This is a genomic window from Kitasatospora sp. NPDC003701, from assembly GCF_053587085.1.
Window position 1 is genome coordinate 1 of the sequence record NZ_JBSFNM010000101.1, and the last position, 21,422, is coordinate 21,422.

Annotated in this window: 3 protein-coding genes; all 3 read left to right on the top strand. The window is 76.7% G+C overall.

Features of this window, described 5'->3' with window-relative positions; genetic code table 11:
* A partial coding sequence (locus ACWDRR_RS42315) for an SDR family NAD(P)-dependent oxidoreductase (protein WP_449777654.1) occupies positions 1-2,901 on the top strand: 2,901 nt, incomplete at its 5' end.
* Positions 2,894-14,746 carry an SDR family NAD(P)-dependent oxidoreductase gene (locus ACWDRR_RS42320; RefSeq protein WP_449777655.1) on the top strand — a complete coding sequence of 3,951 codons (11,853 nt, stop codon included), beginning with the start codon at positions 2,894-2,896 and terminating at the stop codon, positions 14,744-14,746. The genes ACWDRR_RS42315 and ACWDRR_RS42320, both read left to right, overlap by 8 nt.
* A gap of 90 nt (positions 14,747-14,836) precedes the next feature.
* Positions 14,837-21,373: a type I polyketide synthase gene (locus ACWDRR_RS42325; protein ID WP_449777656.1), complete on the top strand. Its 6,537-nt coding sequence runs from the start codon at positions 14,837-14,839 to the stop codon at positions 21,371-21,373.
* Positions 21,374-21,422: the final 49 nt, after the last annotated feature.

Below are 21,422 nucleotides of genomic sequence, written 5' to 3' on the forward strand. Positions count from 1 at the left end.
GCGTCGTTGGAGCGGGTGGATGTGGTGCAGCCGGTGTCGTTCGCGGTGATGGTGTCGCTGGCGGCTGTGTGGCGTTCGTTCGGTGTGGAGCCGGCTGCGGTGGTGGGGCATTCGCAGGGTGAGATCGCGGCGGCGTGTGTGGCGGGTGCGTTGTCGTTGGAGGACGCGGCGCGGGTGGTGGCGTTGCGCAGTCGGGTGATCGCGGAGGGCCTGGCGGGGCGCGGTGGGATGGTGTCGCTGGCGCTGGGCCTGTCCGAGGTGCAGGAGTTGGTGGCCGGCCGGGACGGTCGGTTGTCGGTGGCGGCGGTGAACGGGCCGGGTTCGGTGGTGGTGTCGGGGGAGCCGTCGGCGTTGGCGGAGCTGCTGGCGGACTGCGAGGCGCGGGGGGTGCGGGCGCGGCGGATCCCGGTCGATTACGCCTCGCATTCCGCGCAGGTCGAGTCGGTCCGGGAGCGGCTGCTCGACGTCCTGGGCGATGTCACTCCCCGGCCGGCGGACGTGCCGTTCTACTCGTCCCTGACGGGCGGCCTGATGGACCCGACGGTGTTGAACGCGGAGTACTGGTACCGGAATCTGCGGGAGCCGGTGGCGTTCGCGGAGGCCGTCCGGGCCTGTGCGGCGGACGAGTTCCGGGCCTTCGTCGAGAGCAGCGCCCACCCGGTGCTCAACCTGGCCGTCGAGGAGACGGTGGAGGATGCGGGCGGCGAGGCCGTCGTGGTGGGGTCGCTGCGGCGGGGCGAAGGCGGACTCGACCGCTTCCTGGGCTCGCTCGCGGAGTTGTGGGTGCGCGGCGTCCCGGTGGACTGGGCGGTGGCGACGACGGGTGGTCGTCGGGTGGACCTGCCGACGTACGCCTTCCAGGGCGAGCGGTTCTGGCTGGAGCCGGCGGGCGCTTCGCCGTTGAGCGCCGTGGACGCGATGCGCTACCGGGTCGTCTGGCGGCCGTTGGACGCGGCGCCCGCCCCGGAGGCGTCCGGGGCCGAGTGGCTACTGCTGGTGCCGCGCGCGGGTGCGGACGGCGAGTGGGGCGCGGCCTTGGAGGCGGCGTTCGCCGAACGCGGGGCACGCATGCGTGTGTTGGTGGTGGACGGCGCGTGCGACCGTGAGTCGCTGGCGGCGGTGCTGAAGGGCCGCGAGCCGGCCGGTGTGGTGTCGTTGCTGGCGAGCGGGCCGGGCGCGGCGGCCGGTGGTGCGGCGGTGCCGTGGGGGCTGGCGGCGACGGTGGCTCTGGTGCAGGCCCTGGAGGACACGGGTGTTGCGGCGCCGCTCTGGTGTGTGACGCGTGGGGCGGTGGCGGTCGGTGCCGACGACCGGGTGCCGAGCCCGGAGCAGGCGATGCTCTGGGGTCTGGGCCGGGTGGTCGCCGCCGAGCTGCCGGACCGGTGGGGAGGTGTGCTGGACCTGCCCGAGCGTCCGGGCGGGGGTGCGGTGGAGGCCGCGGTCGCCGCGCTTCTGGGCGGGCACGGTGAGGACGAACTGGCGGTCAGGGCTTCGGGTTTGTCCTTCCGGCGGCTGGAGCGGGCACCGCTGTCCGGCCGGACGCCCGTGCGGGCGTGGGAGCCCCGGGGGACCGTGCTGATCACCGGCGCCACCGGCGCGCTCGGGCGTCACGTCGCCCGTCGGCTGGCCGCCGACGGGGCCGACCATCTGCTGCTCATGAGTGAAGTGGCCGGGGAGGAGGCCGAGTTCCTCGCCGAGCTCACCGCGTCCGGTGCGCGGGTCACCATGGCCGCCTGCGACCTGTCCGACCGGGTCGCGGTCGGGGAGACGCTGGCCGGGCTGCCGGCGGAGTACCCGCTCACCGCCGTGATCCACACGGCCGCCCTGCTCGACGACGCCGTGATCGACACGCTGACGGTCGATCAGATGGAGCGGGTGCTGCGGGTCAAGGCAGCCGGCGCCCTGGTGCTGCACGAGCTGACCGAGGGCCTGGACCTCTCCGCCTTCGTGCTGTTCTCCTCCTTCGCCGGCACCTGCGGCCTGGCCGGTCACGCCAACTACGCGCCGGGCAACGCCTATCTGGACGCGCTGGCCCACCACCGGCGCGCCAGGGGCCTGCCCGCCACCGCCGTCGCCTGGGGCCACTGGGAGGGTGCCGTCGCGGCCGGCCCCGCCGGCGAGGACCGGATCCGCCGGCACGGCGCCCAGGATCTCGACCCGGCGCGGGCGTTGGACGTCCTCCAGGCGATTCTCGACCACGACGAGACCTCCGTCGCCGTCCTGCGCTGTGCCTGGGACGACCCGGCCTGGAGCGCGCCCCTGCTGGGCGACCTCCGCGCGGCGCGGCGCGGGCCCACCCCGGCCGTTCCGGTGGCCGCGGGCGAGCCGGCCGGGCCCTCGGCCGACCTGGCCCGACGGCTGGCGGAGCTCCCGGAGGCGGAGCGCCCCGGGGCGCTGCTGGAGTTCGTCCGGCCGGTGATCGCGACCGTCCTGCGGCACTCCTCGCCGGAGGCGATCGAGCCGGACCAGCCGTTCAAGGACCTCGGCTTCGACTCGCTGACCGCCGTCGAACTGCGCAACCGCCTGCGGGCGGCGACCGGCCTGCGGCTGACCGCCACCCTGATCTACGACCATCCGACGCCGGCGGCGCTCGCCGACCACCTGTACGCCGAGCTGGCGCCGCGCCCCGACACCACGGTGGTGCCGATCCTGGCGGAACTGGACCGGCTGGCGGCGATCCTCTCCGCCGCCTCGGTGGCCGGGGCCGAACGGCAGGCGGTCGGCGACCGCCTCCAGGACCTGCTGGCCGGCTGGCGCGCCACCGCCTCGCGCGCCGCGGGCCCCGCCGACACCGTCACCGAACTCGAAGCCGTGACCGACGACGAGCTGATCGGGCTCCTCGGCGACGAGTTCGGCATCTTCCAGCCCGATCACTCCGCAGAGGGAAACGCTCATGAATGACGACCGGATGCGCTACTTCCTCAACCGGGTGACCGCCGAGCTGCGCGAGACCCGTGACCGCCTGCGGGAGGTGGAGGACAGCCGGCAGGAGCCGATCGCGATCGTCGGCATGGCCTGCCGGTTGCCCGGCGGGGTCACCTCGCCCGAGGGCCTGTGGGACCTGGTGGCCTCCGGCGCCGACGTGATCTCGGCGCTGCCCGTCAACCGCGGCTGGGACCTCACGGACTTCTACGATCCGGACCCGGACGTGCCGGGCCGCTCCTACGTCCGGGCGGGCGGGTTCCTCCACGACGCCGCCGACTTCGACGCCGGGTTCTTCGGCATCTCGCCGCGCGAGGCGCTGGCGATGGACCCCCAGCAGCGCCTGCTGCTGGAGACCGCCTGGGAGGCCTTCGAGCACGCGGGCATCGATCCGGCGTCGGTCCGCGGCACCGACACCGGGGTGTTCGCCGGGGTGGTCTACGGCGACTACGCACGGCGCGGCGCGCAGATCCCCGCCGATCTGGAGGGACACGTCGGCACCGGCAGCGCCGCCAGCGTCGCCTCGGGCCGGATCTCCTACACCCTGGGGTTGGAGGGCCCCGCGGTGACGGTCGACACCGCCTGCTCCTCCTCCCTGGTGGCCCTGCACCTCGCCGTCCAGTCGCTGCGGTCGGGCGAGTGCTCGCTGGCGCTGGCCGGCGGGGTGACGGTGATGCTCACCCCCGAGGAGTTCGTCCGGTTCTCCCGTCTGCGCGGCCTGTCCACCGACGGGCGCTGCCGGGCCTTCGGGGCCGGCGCGGACGGCTTCGGCATGGCGGAGGGGGTCGGGCTGCTGCTGGTCGAGCGGCTCTCGGACGCACGGCGCAACGGCCATCAGGTGCTGGCCGTGGTGCGCGGGTCGGCGGTCAACCAGGACGGCCGCTCCAACGGGCTGTCCGCGCCGAACGGCCCCTCCCAGCAGCGGGTGATCCGGCGGGCCCTGGCCGACGCCCGGCTGTCCGCCGCGGAGGTCGACGTCGTGGAGGCGCACGGAACCGGGACCAGGCTCGGTGACCCGATCGAGGCGCAGGCGCTGCTGGCCACCTACGGGCGCGAGCGGTCGGCGCAACAGCCCTTGTGGCTGGGCTCGTTGAAGTCCAACGTCGGACATGCCCAGGGTGCGGCGGGCGTGTCCGGGGTGATCAAGATGGTGATGGCGATGCAGAAGGAGGTCCTGCCGAGGACACTGCACGCCGAGGAGCCGTCCCCGCACATCGACTGGTCCTCGGGTGCGCTGCGGCTGCTGACCGAGGCCCGGCCGTGGCCGGCGGGCGACCGTCCGCGCCGGGCCGGGGTCTCCTCGTTCGGCATGAGCGGGACCAACGCGCACGTCGTCCTCGAACAGGCGCCGGCCGCACCGGCGCCGGAGCAGGCCGCCGAGCCGACCGCGCCGGAGCCGGAGCAGGCCCCCGAGTCGACCGTGCCCGCCGTGCCCGCCGTGGTGCCGTGGCTGCTGTCGGCGCGGAGCGCGCCCGCGCTGCGCGAGCAGGCCGCGCGCCTGCGGTCGGCCCTCCAGGACCGTCAGGCCGTCGACCCGGCGGCCGACCCGGCGGCCGACCCGGCGGCCGACCCGGCCCTCGACCCGGCGGCGGTCGGGCACGCGCTGGCGACCACCCGGGCCGTGCTGGAGCACCGTGCGGTGGTGCTCGGCACCGATGCCGACAGCCTGCTGCAGGGCCTCGCCGCCCTGGCCGGGGACGCACCGGCGCCGGGCGTGGTCCGCGGCGTGGCGGCGGGCCCGGGCCCGGGGCGTACGGTCTTCGTCTTCCCCGGCCAGGGCGCTCAGTGGGTCGGCATGGCGGTCGAGCTGGCCGAGACGTCGGAGGTCTTCCGGGAGCGGCTGGCCGAGTGCGCGGAGGCGTTGAAGCCCTTTGTCGACTGGGACCTGTTCGAGGCGTTGCGCGGTGGTCCGGGGGCGCCGTCGTTGGAGCGGGTCGATGTGGTGCAGCCGGTGTTGTTCGCCGTCATGGTGTCGCTGGCGGCTGTGTGGCGTTCGTTCGGTGTGGAGCCGGCGGCGGTGGTGGGGCATTCGCAGGGCGAGATCGCGGCCGCCTGTGTGGCGGGTGCGTTGTCGTTGCCGGACGCGGCGCGGGTCGTCGCGCTGCGCAGCCGGTCCCTGATCGGGCTGGCCGGGCTCGGTGGCATGGTGTCCGTCCCGCTGCCCGCCGACGAGGTCGGTGGGCTGCTCGCCCGCTGGCAGGACCGGATCCAGGTCGCGGCCCTGAACGGCCCCGCCGGTACCGTGGTGGCCGGTGAACCCGGCGCGCTGGACGAGCTTCTGACGTACTGCCAGGAACGCGAGATGCGGGCCCGGCGGATTCCGGTCGACTACGCCTCGCACACCTCGCAGGTCGAGCGGCTGCGCGCCGAGCTGCTGGAGGTGCTGGCGCCGATCGCGCCGGGCCCGGCGGGTGTGCCGTTCTACTCGACGGTCGAGGAGCGGTGGCTGACCGGCACCGAACTCGACGCCGACTACTGGTACCGCAACCTCCGCCGGACCGTCGCCTTCGAGCCCGCGACGCGGGCGCTGGCGGCGCAGGGCCACGGCGTCTTCGTCGAGATCTCCCCGCACCCGGTGCTGACGGCGAGCGTGCAGGAGACCCTGGAGGCCGCCGGGGCCCAGGGCGTCGTGACCGGCTCGCTCCGCCGCGACGACGGCGGACCCGACCGGTTCCTCACCTCGCTCGCCGAGGTGCACGTCCAGGGCCGGCCGGTGGACTGGACACCGGCCCTCGGCAGCGCGCCCGCGCAGCGGGTGGCGCTGCCCACCTACCCGTTCCAGCGGCAGCGCTACTGGCTGAACGCCTCCGGGCTCGCGACCGGCGGGCTGACCGGTGCCGGGCTCGGCACGGCGGACCACCCCCTGCTCGGCGCGGTCATCGAGCCGGCGGACAGCGACGAAGTCCTGTTCACCAACCGGCTCTCGCTGGACACCCACCCGTGGCTGGCCGACCACGCCGTGGCGGGCACCGCCATCCTGCCGGGCACGGCCTTCGTCGAACTCGCCGTCCGGGCCGGCGACCAGGTCGGCTGCGAGCTGCTCGACGAGCTGGTGATCGAGCGGCCGCTGGTCCTGCCCGAGCAGGGCGGCCTCCAGCTGCAGGTGCGGGTGGGTGCCGCCCAGCCGTCCGGCGTGCGGCAGGTCGGGATCCACACCCGCCCGGAGCAGGGCGGCGGCGACGGGCCGTGGACCCGCCACGCCACCGCCGTGCTGGCGGCCTCCGGGCCGGAGCGGGACCGGTCGGCGGACGCCTTCGAGGCCGGCGCGTGGCCGCCGCCGGGGGCCGTGCCCCTGGAGACCGGGGGGCTGTACGAGCGGCTGGTGGCGGCCGGTTACCACTACGGGCCGGCCTTCCGCGGGCTGCGGGCCGCCTGGCGGCGCGGTCCGGAGGTGTTCGCCGAGGTCGGCCTGGACGAGGAGCAGTCGGCCGAGGCCGGCCGTTACGGGCTGCACCCGGCGCTGCTCGACGCCGCCCTGCACGCCACCTTCCTCGCCGACGCCGACGCCGACGCGGCTACCGCCGCCGCCAGTCCGGCTGATGAGGCTCGCGCCCGGCTGCCGTTCGCCTGGAACGAGGTGCGCGTCCACGCGGTGGGCGCCTCGGCGCTGCGGGTACGCCTGCGGCCGGACGGGCCCGACCGGATGGCGCTGTCCGTCGCCGACCCGTCCGGGCAGCCGGTGGCGACCGCGCGGTCGCTGGCCCTGCGCCCGGTCTCCACCGAGGAGTTCGGCGCGGACCGGTCCACGGCGGGGGACTCGCTCTACCGGGTCGGGTGGGTGCCGGTACCCGGCCACGCCGAGCCCGGTGCCGCAGGCGCGACCGACACCCCGGAGGTCGTCGCGCACTTCCCCGCCGCGCCCGGAGCGAACGCGCCCGGAACGAACGCGCCCGGAGCGAACGCGCCCGGAACGAACGCTCCTGGGGCGGACGCCGCCGGGGCGGTCCACCTGCTGGCCCGGCGGGCGCTGGAAACCCTGCAGTCCTGGCTGGCCGACGAGCGGTCGGCGGATCGCCGGCTGGTCCTGGTCACGCGCTCCGCGACCGCCGTCCGGCCGGGCGAGGCCGCCGATCCGGCCGGTGCGGCGGTCTGGGGGCTGGTGCGCTCCGCGCAGGCCGAGCACCCGGACCGCTTCGTCCTGGTGGACGTCGACGACCCGGACGCCGTCCCGCTCCTGCCGCCGGCCGTACTCGCCTCCCGGGAGCCCCAACTGGCCGTCCGGGCGGGCGAGGTGCTGGTGCCCAGGCTGGAGCGGGCGGCCCCGCCCGAGGGCGGCGCGCCGCCGCCGCGCTTCGACCCCGAGGGCACGGTGCTGGTCACCGGCGGGACCGGCACGCTCGGGTCGCTGCTGGCCCGGCACCTGGTGACCGGGTACGGGGTGCGGCACCTGCTGCTGGTGAGCCGGAGCGGTCCGGACGCCGAGGGCGCCGGCGAACTCGAAGCCGAGCTGCGGACGTTGGGCGCCGAGGTGACCGTCGCGGCCTGTGACACCGCCGACCGGGACGCGCTGCGCGCGCTGCTCGCCGACGGTCGGCCGCCGCTGACCGGTGTGGTGCATGCCGCCGGCGTGCTGGACGACGGTCTGGTGGCCGGTCTGACACCGGAGCGGATGGCCGCGGTGCTGCGGCCCAAGATCGACGCCGCCCTCGCGCTGGACGAACTCAGCCGCGAACTGGCCCCGGACCTCGCCGCCTTCGTGCTCTTCTCCTCCGCCGCGGGCGTGCTCGGCGGCGCCGGCCAGGCCGGCTACGCGGCGGCCAACGCGGCCCTGGACGCGCTCGCCGGGGCGCGCCGGGCGCAGGGGCTCCCGGCCGTGTCGCTGGCCTGGGGCCTGTGGGCCGAGGCCACCGGCCTGACGGGCCATCTGGACCGGGCCGACCACCGCCGGATCGCCCGCAGCGGTGTGCGGCCGTTCTCCTCCGAGCAGGGGCTCGCGCTGTTCGACGCCGCGCTCGCGGCCGGTGACGCCGTTCTGGTGCCGATGGCGCTCGACCTCGCCGGGCTCCGGTCGGCGGACACGCCCGCCCCCGTCCTGCTGCGCGGCCTGGTGCGGCCGGGCCGACGGGTCGCCCGGGCCGGCGACGGCGGCCCGGCCGGCACCCTGACGGAGCGGCTCGCCGCCCGCCCGGCCGCCGAGCGCGGGCGGGCGCTGCTGGAGCTGGTGCGCTCGCACGCCGCGACGGTGCTCGGCCACAGCGCCACCTCCGGGGTCGAACCGTCGCTCGCCTTCCGCGAGTTGGGCTTCGACTCGCTGACCGCCGTGGAGCTGCGCAACCGGCTCGCCGCGGCCACCGGTCTGCGGCTGCCGGCCACCCTGGTGTTCGACCACCCGACCCCGGCGGTGCTGGCCCGCCGGCTGGAGGCCGAGCTGTTCGGCGAGCCGTCGGCCGCTCGGCCGGCCGCACTCGCCGCCGCGGCCCAGGACGAGCCGATCGCGATCGTCGGCATGTCCTGCCGGTTCCCCGGCGGCATCGACTCGGCGCAGGACCTCTGGGAGGCGGTCGCGGCGGGCCGGGACGTGGTGGGGAGCTTCCCCGAGAACCGCGGCTGGGACCTCGACGCGCTGTTCGACCCCGACCCGGACCGCCCCGGCAAGAGCTACGTCGACGCGGGCGCCTTCCTGGCCGACCCGGGCGAGTTCGACGCGGAGTTCTTCGGGATCAGCCCGCGCGAGGCGCTGGCGATGGACCCGCAGCAGCGGCTGCTGCTGGAGGCCTCGTGGGAGGCGTTCGAGCAGGCGGGCATCGACCCGGCGGCCCTGCGGGGCAGTGACACCGGGGTGTTCGCGGGGCTGCTCTACCACGAGTACGGTGCGCTGCTCGACCGGGCCGAGGGGGCGTCCGAGCTGGAGGCGTACGCGGGCACGGGGGGCGCGGGCAGCGTCGCCTCGGGCCGGATCTCCTACACGCTCGGGCTGGAGGGCCCGGCGATCACCGTCGACACCGCGTGCTCGTCCGCGCTGGTGGCGGTGCACCTGGCGAGTCGTTCGCTGCGTTCCGGGGAGTGCTCACTGGCGCTGGCCGGCGGCGTGACCGTGATGACCACGCCGGCCGCGTTCACCGGGTTCTCGCGACAGCGCGGGCTGGCGGCGGACGGCCGGTGCAAGCCGTTCTCCGCCGCGGCCGACGGCACCGGCTGGTCCGAGGGGGTCGGCCTGCTGGTCCTGGAGCGGCTCTCCGACGCCCGCCGGAACGGGCACCGGGTGCTCGCCCTGGTCCGGGGCAGCGCGGTCAACCAGGACGGCGCGAGCAACGGGCTGTCGGCCCCGAACGGGCCGGCGCAGCAGCGGGTGATCCGCCAGGCCCTGGCCAACGCGGGGCTGGCCGCCGACGGCGTGGACGCCGTCGAGGCGCACGGCACCGGGACGAGGCTGGGGGACCCGATCGAGGCGCAGGCGGTGCTGGCGACGTACGGCCAGGACCGGCCGCAGGACCGGCCGGTGTGGCTGGGCTCGGTGAAGTCGAACCTCGGCCACACCCAGGGAGCGGCCGGCGCCGCCGGAATGATCAAGATGATCCAGGCGATGCGGCACGGGGTGCTGCCGAAGACGCTGCACGTGGCGGAGCCGACGGGGCAGGTGGACTGGTCGGCGGGTGCGGTGGAGCTGTTGACGCAGGCGCGGCCGTGGCCGGAGACGGGGCGGCCGAGGCGTTCGGCGGTGTCGTCGTTCGGGATCAGCGGGACGAACGCGCACGTGGTGCTGGAGCAGGCGCCGCCGGTGGACTCGCCGGCGGAGGGCGGCGACGGTGCGGGGGTGCCGTGGCTGCTCTCCGCCGGTGACGAGGGCGCCCTGCGGGACCAGGCGGGCCGACTGGCGGCTCATCTGCGCGAGCGGCCGGAGCTGGGGGTGCTGGACGTCGGGTACTCGCTGGCGGCCACCCGGGCGGCGTTGCCGGAGCGGGCGGCGGTGCTCGGGGAGGATCGCGAGGCGCTGCTCCGCGGCCTGGACGCGCTCACCGAGGGCGGGCCCGCCGCCGGCCTCGTGCGGGCCAGGGCGACCGCCGACGACCGGGTGGTGTTCGTCTTCCCGGGGCAGGGCTCGCAGTGGCTCGGGATGGGTGTCGAACTGCTGGCGGAGTCGGAGGTCTTCGCCGCCCGGATGGCCGAGTGCGCGGAGGCGTTGAAGCCGTTCGTCGACTGGGACCTGTTCGAGGCGTTGCGTGGCGGTCCGGGGGCGCCGTCGTTGGAGCGGGTCGATGTGGTGCAGCCGGTGTTGTTCGCCGTCATGGTGTCGCTGGCGGCTGTGTGGCGCTCCTACGGTGTGGAGCCGGCGGCGGTGGTGGGGCATTCGCAGGGCGAGATCGCGGCCGCCTGTGTGGCGGGTGCGTTGTCGTTGCCGGACGCGGCGCGGGTCGTCGCGCTGCGCAGCCGGGCCCTGATCGGGCTGGCCGGGGACGGTGGCATGGTGTCCGTCCCGCTGCCCGCCGACGAGGTCGGTGGGCTGCTCGCCCGCTGGCAGGACCGGATCCAGGTCGCGGCCCTGAACGGTCCCGCCGGTACCGTGGTGGCCGGTGAACCCGGCGCGCTGGACGAGCTTCTGACGTACTGCCAGGAACGCGAGGTGCGGGCCCGGCGGATTCCGGTCGACTACGCCTCGCACACCTCGCAGGTCGAGCGGCTGCGCGCCGAGCTGCTGGAGGTGCTGGCGCCGGTGGTGCCGGGCCCGGCCGCGATCCCGTTCTACTCCTCGGTGACCGGCCGGCCGATCGCCGGGGAGGAGCTCGGCGCCGCCTACTGGTACACCAATCTGCGGCGGACGGTCGAGTTCGAGGCCGCCACCCGGGCGCTGCTCGCCGACGACCACCGGGTCTTCGTCGAGGTCAGCCCCCACCCCGTGCTGACCACCAGCGTCGAGGACACCGTCGAGACCACCGGGACCGCGGCGACCGTGACGGGCACGCTGCGCCGGGACGACGGCGGTTCGGCGCGGTTGCTGGCCTCCGTGGCCGGGCTCTGGGCGGCGGGTCTGCCCGTCGACTGGAGCGCCGCCACCGCGGGCGGACGCCCGGTCGAGCTGCCCACCTACGCCTTCCAGCGCCGCCGCTACTGGGTGCGGCCCGCCGCCGCCGAGCACGGCGGCTCGGCCGTCGGGCTCGGACTGGCGGACGCCGGCCACCCGCTGCTCGGCGCCGTGGTCGCACCGGCCGGCGGTGACGGCCTGCTGCTCACCGGCCGGCTGTCGCGGCGCAGCCACCCGTGGCTGGCCGACCACGCCGTGGCGGGCACCGCCATCCTGCCGGGCACCGCCTTCGTCGAGCTGGCCGTCCGGGCCGGCGACGAGGCGGGCTGCCCGGTCGTCGAGGAACTGGTCATCGAGGCGCCGCTGCCGCTGCCCGAGCGGGCGGCGGTCGGCATCCAGGTCGCGGTCGGGGAGCGCGACGACACCGGACGGCGGACGGTGACCGTGCACGCCTGCCCGGGCGAGGGGCAGCCCTGGACCAGGCACGCGAGCGGTGTCCTCGCCCCGGCCGAACCCGCCGGATCGTCCGGGGAACTGTCCGGAGAGCCGGGGGACTTGACCGCCTGGCCGCCGGCCGGCGCGATCGAGGTGGACACGGCGGGCTTCTACGAGCGCCTCGACGGGGCCGGGTACGGTTACGGACCGGCCTTCCGCGGCCTGCGGGCGCTCTGGCAGCGCGGGTCGGAGATCTTCGCCGAGGTTGGCCTCCCGGAGCCCGAACGCGCCGCGGCCGGGCGCTACGCCCTGCACCCGGCCCTGCTGGACAGCGCCCTGCACGCCTGGGCGGTCCAGGGCCTCGACCGGGCCGCCCGGCTCCCCTTCTCGTGGAGCCGGTACCGTCTGCACGCCTCCGGAGCCACGGTGTTGCGGGTCCGGCTGGTGCCGACCGGTGAGGACACGGTGTCGTTGCTGGTCGCCGACGAGGACGGCCGGCCGGTGGCCTCGGTGGGCTCCGTGCTGGTCCGGGAGATTCCGGGCGGCTCGCTCGGACGGACCGCCGCGGCCGCTCCCGACGCGCTCTTCGACGTGGCGTGGCGGCCGCTGCCGCTCCCGGCCGGACCGGCCGCGCGGGCGGCGCGGATCCTGGTCACCGCGCCGACCGGCCCCGACCCGGCCCGGGGCGCCCGGGACGCCGTCCAGCGGGTGCTGACGGAGATCCGGGCCGCGCTGGCCGAAAGCCCCTCGGGCGCCGCTCCGTCGGCGGTGGTGACCAGGGGCGCCGTGGCCGCCCTGGCCACGGACGGCGCACCGGACCTGGCGGCCGCGGCCGTGCTGGGGCTGCTGCGCTCCGCGCAGGCCGAGCACCCCGGCCGGTTCGTCCTCGTCGACCTCGACGACGACCCCGCCGCGCCGGAGCTGCTGGACGCCGCCGTGGCCACCGGCGAGCCCCAGATCGCCGTCCGGGCGGGCGCGTTGTACGCCCCCCGGCTGGCCCGGGCGGTGGCCCGGGGCGAACTGGAGCTGCCCGACGCGCCCGCCTGGCACCTCGCCACCGACGGGTCGGGCACGCTGGAGAACCTGGCAGCGGTCCCGTACCCCGAGGCGCTCGCGCCCCTGGCCGCCGGAGAGCTGCGGATCGCCGTCCGCGCGGCCGGGCTGAACTTCCGCGACACCCTGGTCGCGTTGGGGATGTACCCGGACCCTGCGGCCTACCTCGGCGGCGAGGGCGCCGGGGTGGTGCTGGAGACCGGCCCGGGGGTCACCGGGTTCGCTCCCGGCGACCGCGTCCTGGGCATGCTGCCCAAGTCCTTCGGCCCGGTGGCGGTGGCCGATGCCCGGCTGGTGGCCCGGATCCCCGAGGGCTGGTCGTTCGCCGAGGCGGCGGCCATGCCGGTGGCCTTCCTGACGGCCTACTACGCCCTGTACGACCTGGCCGACCTGCGCGCCGGAGAGTCGGTGCTGATCCACGCCGCCGCGGGCGGGGTCGGCACGGCCGCCGTGCAACTGGCCCGGCACCGGGGCGCCGAGGTCTACGGCACGGCCGGCCGGGGCAAGTGGGCGGCCCTGCGCTCGCTCGGCCTCGACGACGACCGCATCGCCGACTCGCGGACCACCGGGTTCGAGCAGTCGTTCCTGGCGGCCAGCGGCGGGCGCGGCATGGACGTCGTCCTCGACTGCCTCGCCGGGGAGTTCGTCGACGCCTCGCTGCGGCTGCTGCCCCGTGGCGGCCGGTTCGTCGAGCTGGGCAAGACCGACGTCCGCGCCGCCGACGAGGTGGCCGCCGCCCACCCGGGCGTGACGTACCGGGCGTTCGACCTGGTCGCGGCCGCCGGACCGGACCGGATCCAGCAGATGCTGGCCGAGCTGGTGGACCTCTTCGAGCAGGGCGTGCTGTCGCCGCTGCCGACGACCTGCTGGGACCTGCGCCGGGCGCCCGAGGCCTTCCGGCAGCTCAGCCAGGCCAAGCTGGTCGGCAAGGTCGTGCTGACCGTTCCCCGCCGGCTGGGCCCCGAGGGCACGGTGCTGGTCACCGGCGGGACGGGCACGCTCGGTTCGCTGGTGGCCCGGCACCTGGTGACCGGGTACGGGGTGCGGCACCTGCTGCTGGTGAGCCGGAGCGGTCCGGACGCCGAGGGTGCCGGTGAACTCGAAGCCGAGCTGCGGGCGTTGGGCGCCGAGGTGACCGTCGCGGCCTGTGACACCGCCGACCGGGACGCGCTGCGCGCGCTGCTCGCCGACGTCCGGCCGCCGCTGACCGGCGTCGTGCACACCGCGGGCGTGCTCGACGACGGCGTGGTGGAGTCCCTGACCGCCGACCAGGTGGCGGCGGTGCTGCGGCCCAAGGCCGACGCCGCCCTCGCCCTGCACGAACTCACCGCCGACCAGGACCTCGCCGCCTTCGTGCTCTACTCCTCGGCCGCCGGCGTCTTCGGCAGCCCCGGACAGGCCAACTACGCGGCGGCCAACGCCTTCCTGGACGCGCTCGCCGCCCGGCGCCGGGCCGCCGGGCGGCCGGCGCTCTCGCTGGCCTGGGGGCTCTGGCAGCCCCGCAGCGGGATGACCGGGCACCTCGGCGCGACCGACCACGGCCGGCTGGCCAGGAGCGGCGCCGTCGGGATGACACCGGAACAGGGCCTCGCGCTCCTCGACGACGCCCTGCGGCTGGACCGGTCGACGCTGGTGGCCGCGCCGCTCGACCTGGCCGGCCTGCGCGGACGGGGCGAGGACGTCCCCCCGCTGCTGCGCGAGCTGGTCACCCCGGCGCGGCGGACGGCCGGCGGGGGCGGCCGGGCGGACGACGGATCGCTGGTCCTGCGGCTGACCGGGCTGCCCGCGACCGAACGCACCCGCGTCCTGCTGCGGGCGGTCCGGGGGCACGCCGCCACCGTGCTCGGCCACGACGGACCGGACCTGGTGGGGGCGGACCGCCCCTTCAAGGACCTGGGCTTCGACTCGCTGACCGCCGTCGAGCTGCGCAACCGGCTGAACACGGCGACCGGGCTGCGGCTGCCCGCCACCGTCGTCTTCGAGAGCCCCAGCGCGCGCGAACTCGCCGAGCGGCTGCGGCGGGAGCTCTTCCCCGACGCACCCGACGCACCCGACGCCGTCACAGCCACCGCGCCCGAGGCCGTCACCGCGCCCGACACCGGCTCCGACACCGGCGCCGGTCTCGGCGAGGCGGAGATCCGCCGGACCCTCGCCGCACTGCCGGTCGACCGGCTGCGCGAACTCGGCCTGCTCGACGTGCTGTTGAGCCTCGCCGACCAGCCCGACCAGCCCGACCAGCCCGACCAGCCGACGTCCCCGTCACCGTCCTCGCCCTCGTCCGCCTCCCCGGCACCTGCCGCGGACGACGAGCTCGACCGGCTCGACGACATGGACGCCGACGACCTGATCGCCCGCGCGTTCGGCAGCGCGACATGACGGCGCGACCCGACCACCCGCCCGGTCCGCCGTCCCGGCCGACCTGCCCCGCGGACGCCGACCGACCCGGAACCTGCCAGTGGAGGAAAGATGGCTGAGACCCAGGACCGCCTCGTCGAAGCCCTGCGGCTCTCGCTGAAGGAGAACGAGCTGCTGCGCCGGCGGAACGCCGACCTCGCCGACCCCGCGGCCGAGCCGATCGCGATCGTGGGCATGGCCTGCCGGCTGCCGGGCGGCGTGCGCACCCCGCAGGACCTCTGGACGCTGCTGACCGACGGCGCCGACGTGATCGCCGACCTGCCCCGGGACCGGGGCTGGGACATCGACGGCCGGTACGACCCCGACCCGGACGTGCCCGGCACGTTCTACGTCCGGCAGGGCGGATTCCTGGAGGACGTCGCGGAGTTCGACCCGGAGTTCTTCGGGATCAGCCCGCGCGAGGCGCTGGGGATGGACCCGCAGCAGCGGCTGCTGCTGGAGACCTCCTGGGAGGCCGTCGAGGCGGCGGGCATCGACCCGCACACGCTGCGCGGCTCGCGCACCGGCGTCTTCGCGGGCCTCGGCTACCACGACTACGGCACCCGGCTGAGCCGGGTCCCGGACGGGCTGGAGGGCTACCTCGGCAACGGACGGTCGGGCAGCGTCGCCTCCGGCCGGGTCTCCTACACCCTGGGGCTGGAGGGGCCGGCCGTCACGGTGGACACGGCCTGCTCGTCCTCGCTGGTCGCGCTGCACCTCGCCGCCCGCTCGCTCCGCCAGGGCGAGTGCGATCTCGCCCTGGCCGGCGGGGTGACGGTGATGTCCACCCTGGACGGCATCCTGGAGCTCGCGCGCCAGCGCGCCCTGGCCCGCGACGGCCGCTCCAAGGCGTTCGGCGCCGGCGCCGACGGGATGAGCATGGCCGAGGGGGTCGGCCTGCTGCTGGTGGAGCGGCTCTCCGACGCCCGCCGGAACGGGCACCCAGTGCTCGCCCTGGTCCGGGGCAGCGCGATCAACCAGGACGGCAGGTCGAACGGCATGACCGCGCCGAGCGGCGCCGCGCAGCGCCGGGTCATCCGCCAGGCCCTGGCCGAGGCACGGCTGACGGCCGACCAGGTCGACCTGCTGGAGGCGCACGGCACCGGCACGGCGCTGGGCGACCCGATCGAGGCCGTCGAGCTGCTGGCCACGTACGGCCAGGGCCGCCCGCAGGACCGGCCGGCCTGGCTGGGCTCGGTGAAGTCGAACCTCGGGCACACGCAGTTCGCCGCCGGGGTCACCGGGGTCATCAAGGCCGTGCTGGCGATGCGGCACGGGGTGCTGCCGAAGACGCTGCACGTGGCGGAGCCGACGGCGCAGGTGGACTGGTCGGCCGGTGCGGTGGAGCTGTTGACGCAGGCGCGGCCGTGGCCGGAGACGGGGCGGCCGAGGCGTTCGGCGGTGTCGTCGTTCGGGATCAGCGGGACCAACGCGCACGTGGTGCTGGAGCAGGCGCCGCCGATCGAGGCCGAGGCCCCGAGGACGGCGGACACCGGGGTGCCGTGGCTGCTCTCCGGTGGTGACGGGAGTGCTCTGCGGGAGCAGGCGGGCCGGCTGGCGGCGCATCTGCGCGAGCGGCCGGAGCTGGGGGTGCTGGACGTCGGGTACTCGCTGGCGGCCACCCGGGCGGGCCTGGCGGAGCGGGCGGCGGTGCTCGGCGAGGATCGCGAGGCGCTGCTGCGCGGCCTGGAGGCACTCGCCGAGGACCGACCCGCCGCCGGCATCGTCCGGTCCGGTGTCACCCCGCACGACGGCACCGTCTTCGTCTTCCCGGGGCAGGGCTCGCAGTGGCTCGGGATGGGCGCGGAGCTGCTCGCGGAGTCGGAGGTCTTCGCCGCCCGGATGGCCGAGTGCGCCGAGGCGTTGAAGCCCTTCGTCGACTGGGATCTCCTCGACGTCGTCCGGGGGGTGCCGGGGGCGCCGTCGCTGGAGCGGATCGACGTGGTGCAGCCGGTGCTGTTCTCGGTGATGGTGTCGCTGGCGGCGGTGTGGCGCTCCTACGGTGTGGAGCCCTCGGCCGTGGTGGGGCACTCCCAGGGCGAGGTGGCGGCGGCCTGCGTGGCCGGCGTGCTGTCGCTGGCGGACGCGGCCCGGCTGGCCGCGCTGCGCAGCCGGGCCCTGGCCAAGCTGGCCGGCCGGGGTGGTCTGGCCCCGGTGTTCCTGCCGGTCGAGCAGGTGCGCGAGCGGCTGCGGGGCTGGGAGGGCCGGCTCTCGGTGGCGGCGGTGAACGGGCCGGGCACCGTGGTGGTGTCGGGGGACCTCGACGCCCTGGAGGCGTTCGTGGCGGCCTGCGAGGCGGACGGCGTCCGCGTCCGCCGGGTCCAGGCGGGCGTCGCCTCGCACGGGCCGCAGATCGAGCTCGTCCGGGACGAGCTGCTGGAGGTGCTGGCGCCGGTGGTGCCGGGCCCGGCCGCGATCCCGTTCTACTCCTCGGTGACCGGCCGGCCGATGGCGGGGGAGGACCTCGACGCCGCCTACTGGTACGCCAACCTGCGGCAGGCGGTGGAGTTCGAGGCCGCCACCCGGGCGTTGCTCGCCGACGACCACCGGGTCTTCGTCGAGGTCAGTCCCCATGCGGTGCTGGCGACCAGCATCGAGGACACCGTCGAGACCACCGGGACCACCGCCACCGTGACGGGCACGCTGCGCCGGGACGACGGCGGTTCGGCGCGGTTGGTGGAGTCCGTGGCCGGGCTCTGGGCGGCGGGTCTGCCCGTCGACTGGAGCGCCGCCACCGCCGGCGGACGCCCGGTCGAGCTGCCCACCTACGCCTTCCAGCGCCGCCGCTTCTGGCTCGAAGCCGAGCCGGAGGGCGAGCCGGACACCGACCGCGAGCCCCTCGCGGACCAGTCGTTCTGGACGGCCGTCGAGCAGGGCGACGTCGAGGCGCTGGCCCGCGCGCTGGGCGCCGGCCCGGACGGGGGCGCGGCCGTCGACGCCCTGACGCCGGCCCTGCCGGTGCTCGCCGCCTGGCGGCAGCGGCAGCGGACCCGGTCCGTCCTGGACGGCTGGCGGTACGTGATCGACTGGCAGCCGCTGCGGGAGCCGTCCGGGCCGGCCCTGACCGGCACCTGGCTGCTGGCGACTCCCGCCGGCCACACCGGCGACCCCTGGGCCGCCGGGGCCGAGCGGGCCCTCGCCGAGCACGGCGCCCGGGTGCTGCGGATCGAGCTCGACCCGGCCGGCGACCGTGCCGGGCTGGCCGCGCGGCTGCGTGAACTCGCCGCCGGGCACGAGCCGTTCGCGGGCGTGCTGGCCCTGCTGGCACCGGCCGGGCAGCCGCACCCCGAGCACCCCGCGCTGTCGGTCGGTCTGGTGCTCACCCTCGCCCTGGTGCAGGCCCTCGGCGACGCGGGTGTCGGGGCGCCGCTCTGGTGCGCGACGCACGGCGCGGTCTCGGTGGGCGGCGCCGACCCGCTCGTCAGCCCCGGTCAGGCCGCCCTCTGGGGGCTGGGCCGGACGGTCGCCCTGGAGCACCCGGACCGCTGGGGCGGCCTGGTCGACCTGCCCGGTCGGCCGGACGCGCGGGCCGGTGCCCGGCTGTGCGGCGTGCTCGCCGGGATCGCCGACGAGGACCAGGTGGCCGTCCGGTCCGGCGGCCTGTACGCGCGCCGCCTGGTCCGCGCGGCGGCCCCGGACGCCGGCCCCGGTCCGGACGCGCCCGCGCACTGGCGCCCGCGCGGCACCGTGCTGCTCACCGGCGCCACCGGGGCGGTCGGGCCCTACCTCGCCCGCTGGCTGGCCCGCGGCGGAGCCGAGCACCTGGTGCTCACCAGCCGCACCGGCGCCACCGGTCCGGCGACGGCCGCGCTCCGGTCGGAACTCGCCGCCACCGGCACGAGGTTGACGATCGCCGCGTGCGACGTCGCGGACCGGTCGGCCCTCGCCGCGCTGGTGGCCGGGCTGGCGGCGGAGGGCACGCCGGTGCGGGCCGTCGTGCACGCCGCCGCCTTCATCCGGCTGAGCTCGCTGGACGCCACCACCACCGCCGAGTTCGCCGAGGTGGTCGCCGCCAAGGCGGACGGCGCCCGCCACCTCGACGAGATCTTCGACCGGGACGAGTTGGACGCCTTCGTGCTCTTCTCCTCCGTCGCCGGAGTCTGGGGCAGCGGCGACCACGGCGCCTACGCGGCGGCCAACGCCTACCTGGACGCCCTCGCGCAGCAGCGCCGGGCCCGCGGCCTGCGGGCCACCTCGGTGGCCTGGGGGCTGTGGAACACACCGGACCGCTGGGGCGCCGACGGCCCCGCCAAGGGCGCCGAGAGCCGGCTGTTCCGGCAGGGGCTGCCCCTGATGGACCCGGAACCGGCCGTCGCCGCCCTCCAGCAGGTCCTGGACCGCGACGAGACCTTCGTCGCCCTGGTCGACGTGGCCTGGGACCGCTTCTCCCCGACCTTCGCCTCGGCCCGGCCGCGACCGCTGCTGGACGCGATCCCCGAGGCCCGCCGCGGCCGGCCGGCCGAGCGGCAGGAGCGGGAGCAGGCGGCGGACGTGCTCTCCCGGTGGCGCCGCCGCCTGGCGGGCCGCCCGCTGGCGGAGGCCGACCGGGAGCTGCTGGAGCTGGTCGCGGGGACGGTGGCCGCGGTGCTCGGCCACGCCTCGCACGAGAGCATCGCGACCGGTCGGCCCTTCCGCGAGCTCGGCTTCGAGTCGCTGGCCTCGGTCGATCTGCGCAACCGTTTGAACGCCGCGACCGGCCTGCGGCTGCCGACCACCGTGGTCTTCGACCACCCGACGATCCTCGCGCTCGCGGGGCGGCTGCGGACCGAGATCCTCGGGGAGTCGCCCCGGGCGGTCGAGCAGCCGGCGGCGGGCACCGGCACCGGTCCCGACACCGCCGACGACCCCGTCGCGATCGTGGCGATGAGCTGCCGCCTGCCGGGCGGCGTCCGGTCGCCCGAGGACCTGTGGCGGCTGCTCGACGCCGGCACGGACGCCGTCTCCGGCCTGCCCACCGGGCGCGGCTGGGACCTCGCCGGCCTCTACCACCCGGAGCCGGGCCGCCCGGACACCACCTGCACCAAGGAGGGCGGATTCCTCCACGACGCCGCCGAGTTCGACGCCGGGTTCTTCGACATCGGCCCGAGCGAGGCGCTGGCGATGGACCCGCAGCAGCGGCTGCTGCTGGAGGCCTCCTGGGAGGCCGTCGAGCGCGCCGGCATCGACCCGCACACCCTGCGCGGCAGCCGGACGGGCGTCTACATCGGCTCCCGCTACCAGGGTTACGGCGCCCAGGCCGAGGTCACCGACGAGCTGGCGGCGCACCTCGGCCTCGGGGACGTGATCAGCATCCTGTCCGGCCGGGTCTCCTACACCCTCGGGCTGGAGGGCCCCGCGGTCACCGTCGACACGGCGTGCTCGTCCTCGATGGTGGCCCTGCACCTGGCGGCCCAGGCCCTGCGCCAGGGCGACTGCTCGCTCGCCCTGGCGGGCGGGGTCACGGTGATGTCGTACCCCTCCGAGCTGGTCGGGCTGAGCCGTCTGGGCGAGCTGTCGGCGGACGGCCGCTGCAAGGCCTTCGCGGCGGAGGCCGACGGCATGGGGATGGCCGAGGGCGTGGCCGTCGTCCTGCTGGAGCGGCTGTCGGACGCGCGCCGCCACGGGCACCCCGTGCTGGCGCTGGTCCGCGGCTCGGCCGTCAACCAGGACGGTGCGAGCAACGGGCTGACCGCGCCCAACGGCGCCGCGCAGCAGCGGGTGATCCAACAGGCCCTGGCGAACGCGCGACTGACGCCCGATCAGGTCGACGCGGTCGAGGCGCACGGCACCGGTACGGCGCTGGGCGATCCGATCGAGGCCACCGCGCTGCTCGCCGCGTACGGCGCCGGCCGGTCGCCGGAGCGGCCGCTCTGGCTGGGCGCCATGAAGTCCAACATCGGCCACACCCAGTCGGCGTCCGGGGTGGCGGGAGTGATCAAGATGGTGCTGGCCATGCAGCACGGCGTGTTGCCCAGGACCTTGCACGCCGACCGGCCGTCGCCGCGGGTGGACTGGTCGGCCGGGGAGGTCCGGCTGCTGACCGAGGCGCAGCCCTGGCCGCGGACCGGCCGGCCGAGGCGGGCCGGGGTGTCCTCGTTCGGCATGAGCGGCACCAACACGCACGTCGTCCTGGAGCACGTGGGCGAGCCGGCGCCGGCGCCCGAGGGCGAGCCGGCACCCGCGGACGCCCCGGTCGCGGAGCAGGCGGGCGGCCTGCTGCCCTGGGTGCTGTCGGGCCGCAGCGCGGCCGCGGTGGCCGCCCACGCGGAGCGCCTCGCGGCCTTCGTGGCGCCCCGGCCCGAGCTGTCCGCCCGGGACGTCGCCTTCTCGCTGGCCACCGGCCGGGCGGGCCTGGAGCACCGGGCGGTGGTGCTCGCCGCCGACCGGGAGGGGTTCCTGAGCGGGCTGAAGGCCCTGGCCGAGGGGGCACCGGCCGAGAACGTGCTCGCGGCCGGGCCCGGGGCGGACGCGCTGGCGCCCGCGGCCGGGCCGGCCGGCCCGCTGGAGGCGCTCGCCCGGCAGTGGGTGCGCGGACGGGCCGTCGACTGGGAGGCCGCCCTGCCCGGTGGGCACCACGTCGAGCTGCCCACCTACGCCTTCCAGCGCCGCGCCTACTGGCTGACGCGCTGACCCGCCGGGATCCTCGCGGGCCGGTGCGGACGGTGCTCCCGTCCGCACC

Coding starts and splice junctions, on each gene's coding strand:
- ACWDRR_RS42325 (WP_449777656.1), top strand. CDS start 14,837: ATGGCTGAGACCCAGGACCGCCTCGTCGAAGCCCTGCGGCTCTCGCTG.
- ACWDRR_RS42320 (WP_449777655.1), top strand. CDS start 2,894: ATGAATGACGACCGGATGCGCTACTTCCTCAACCGGGTGACCGCCGAG.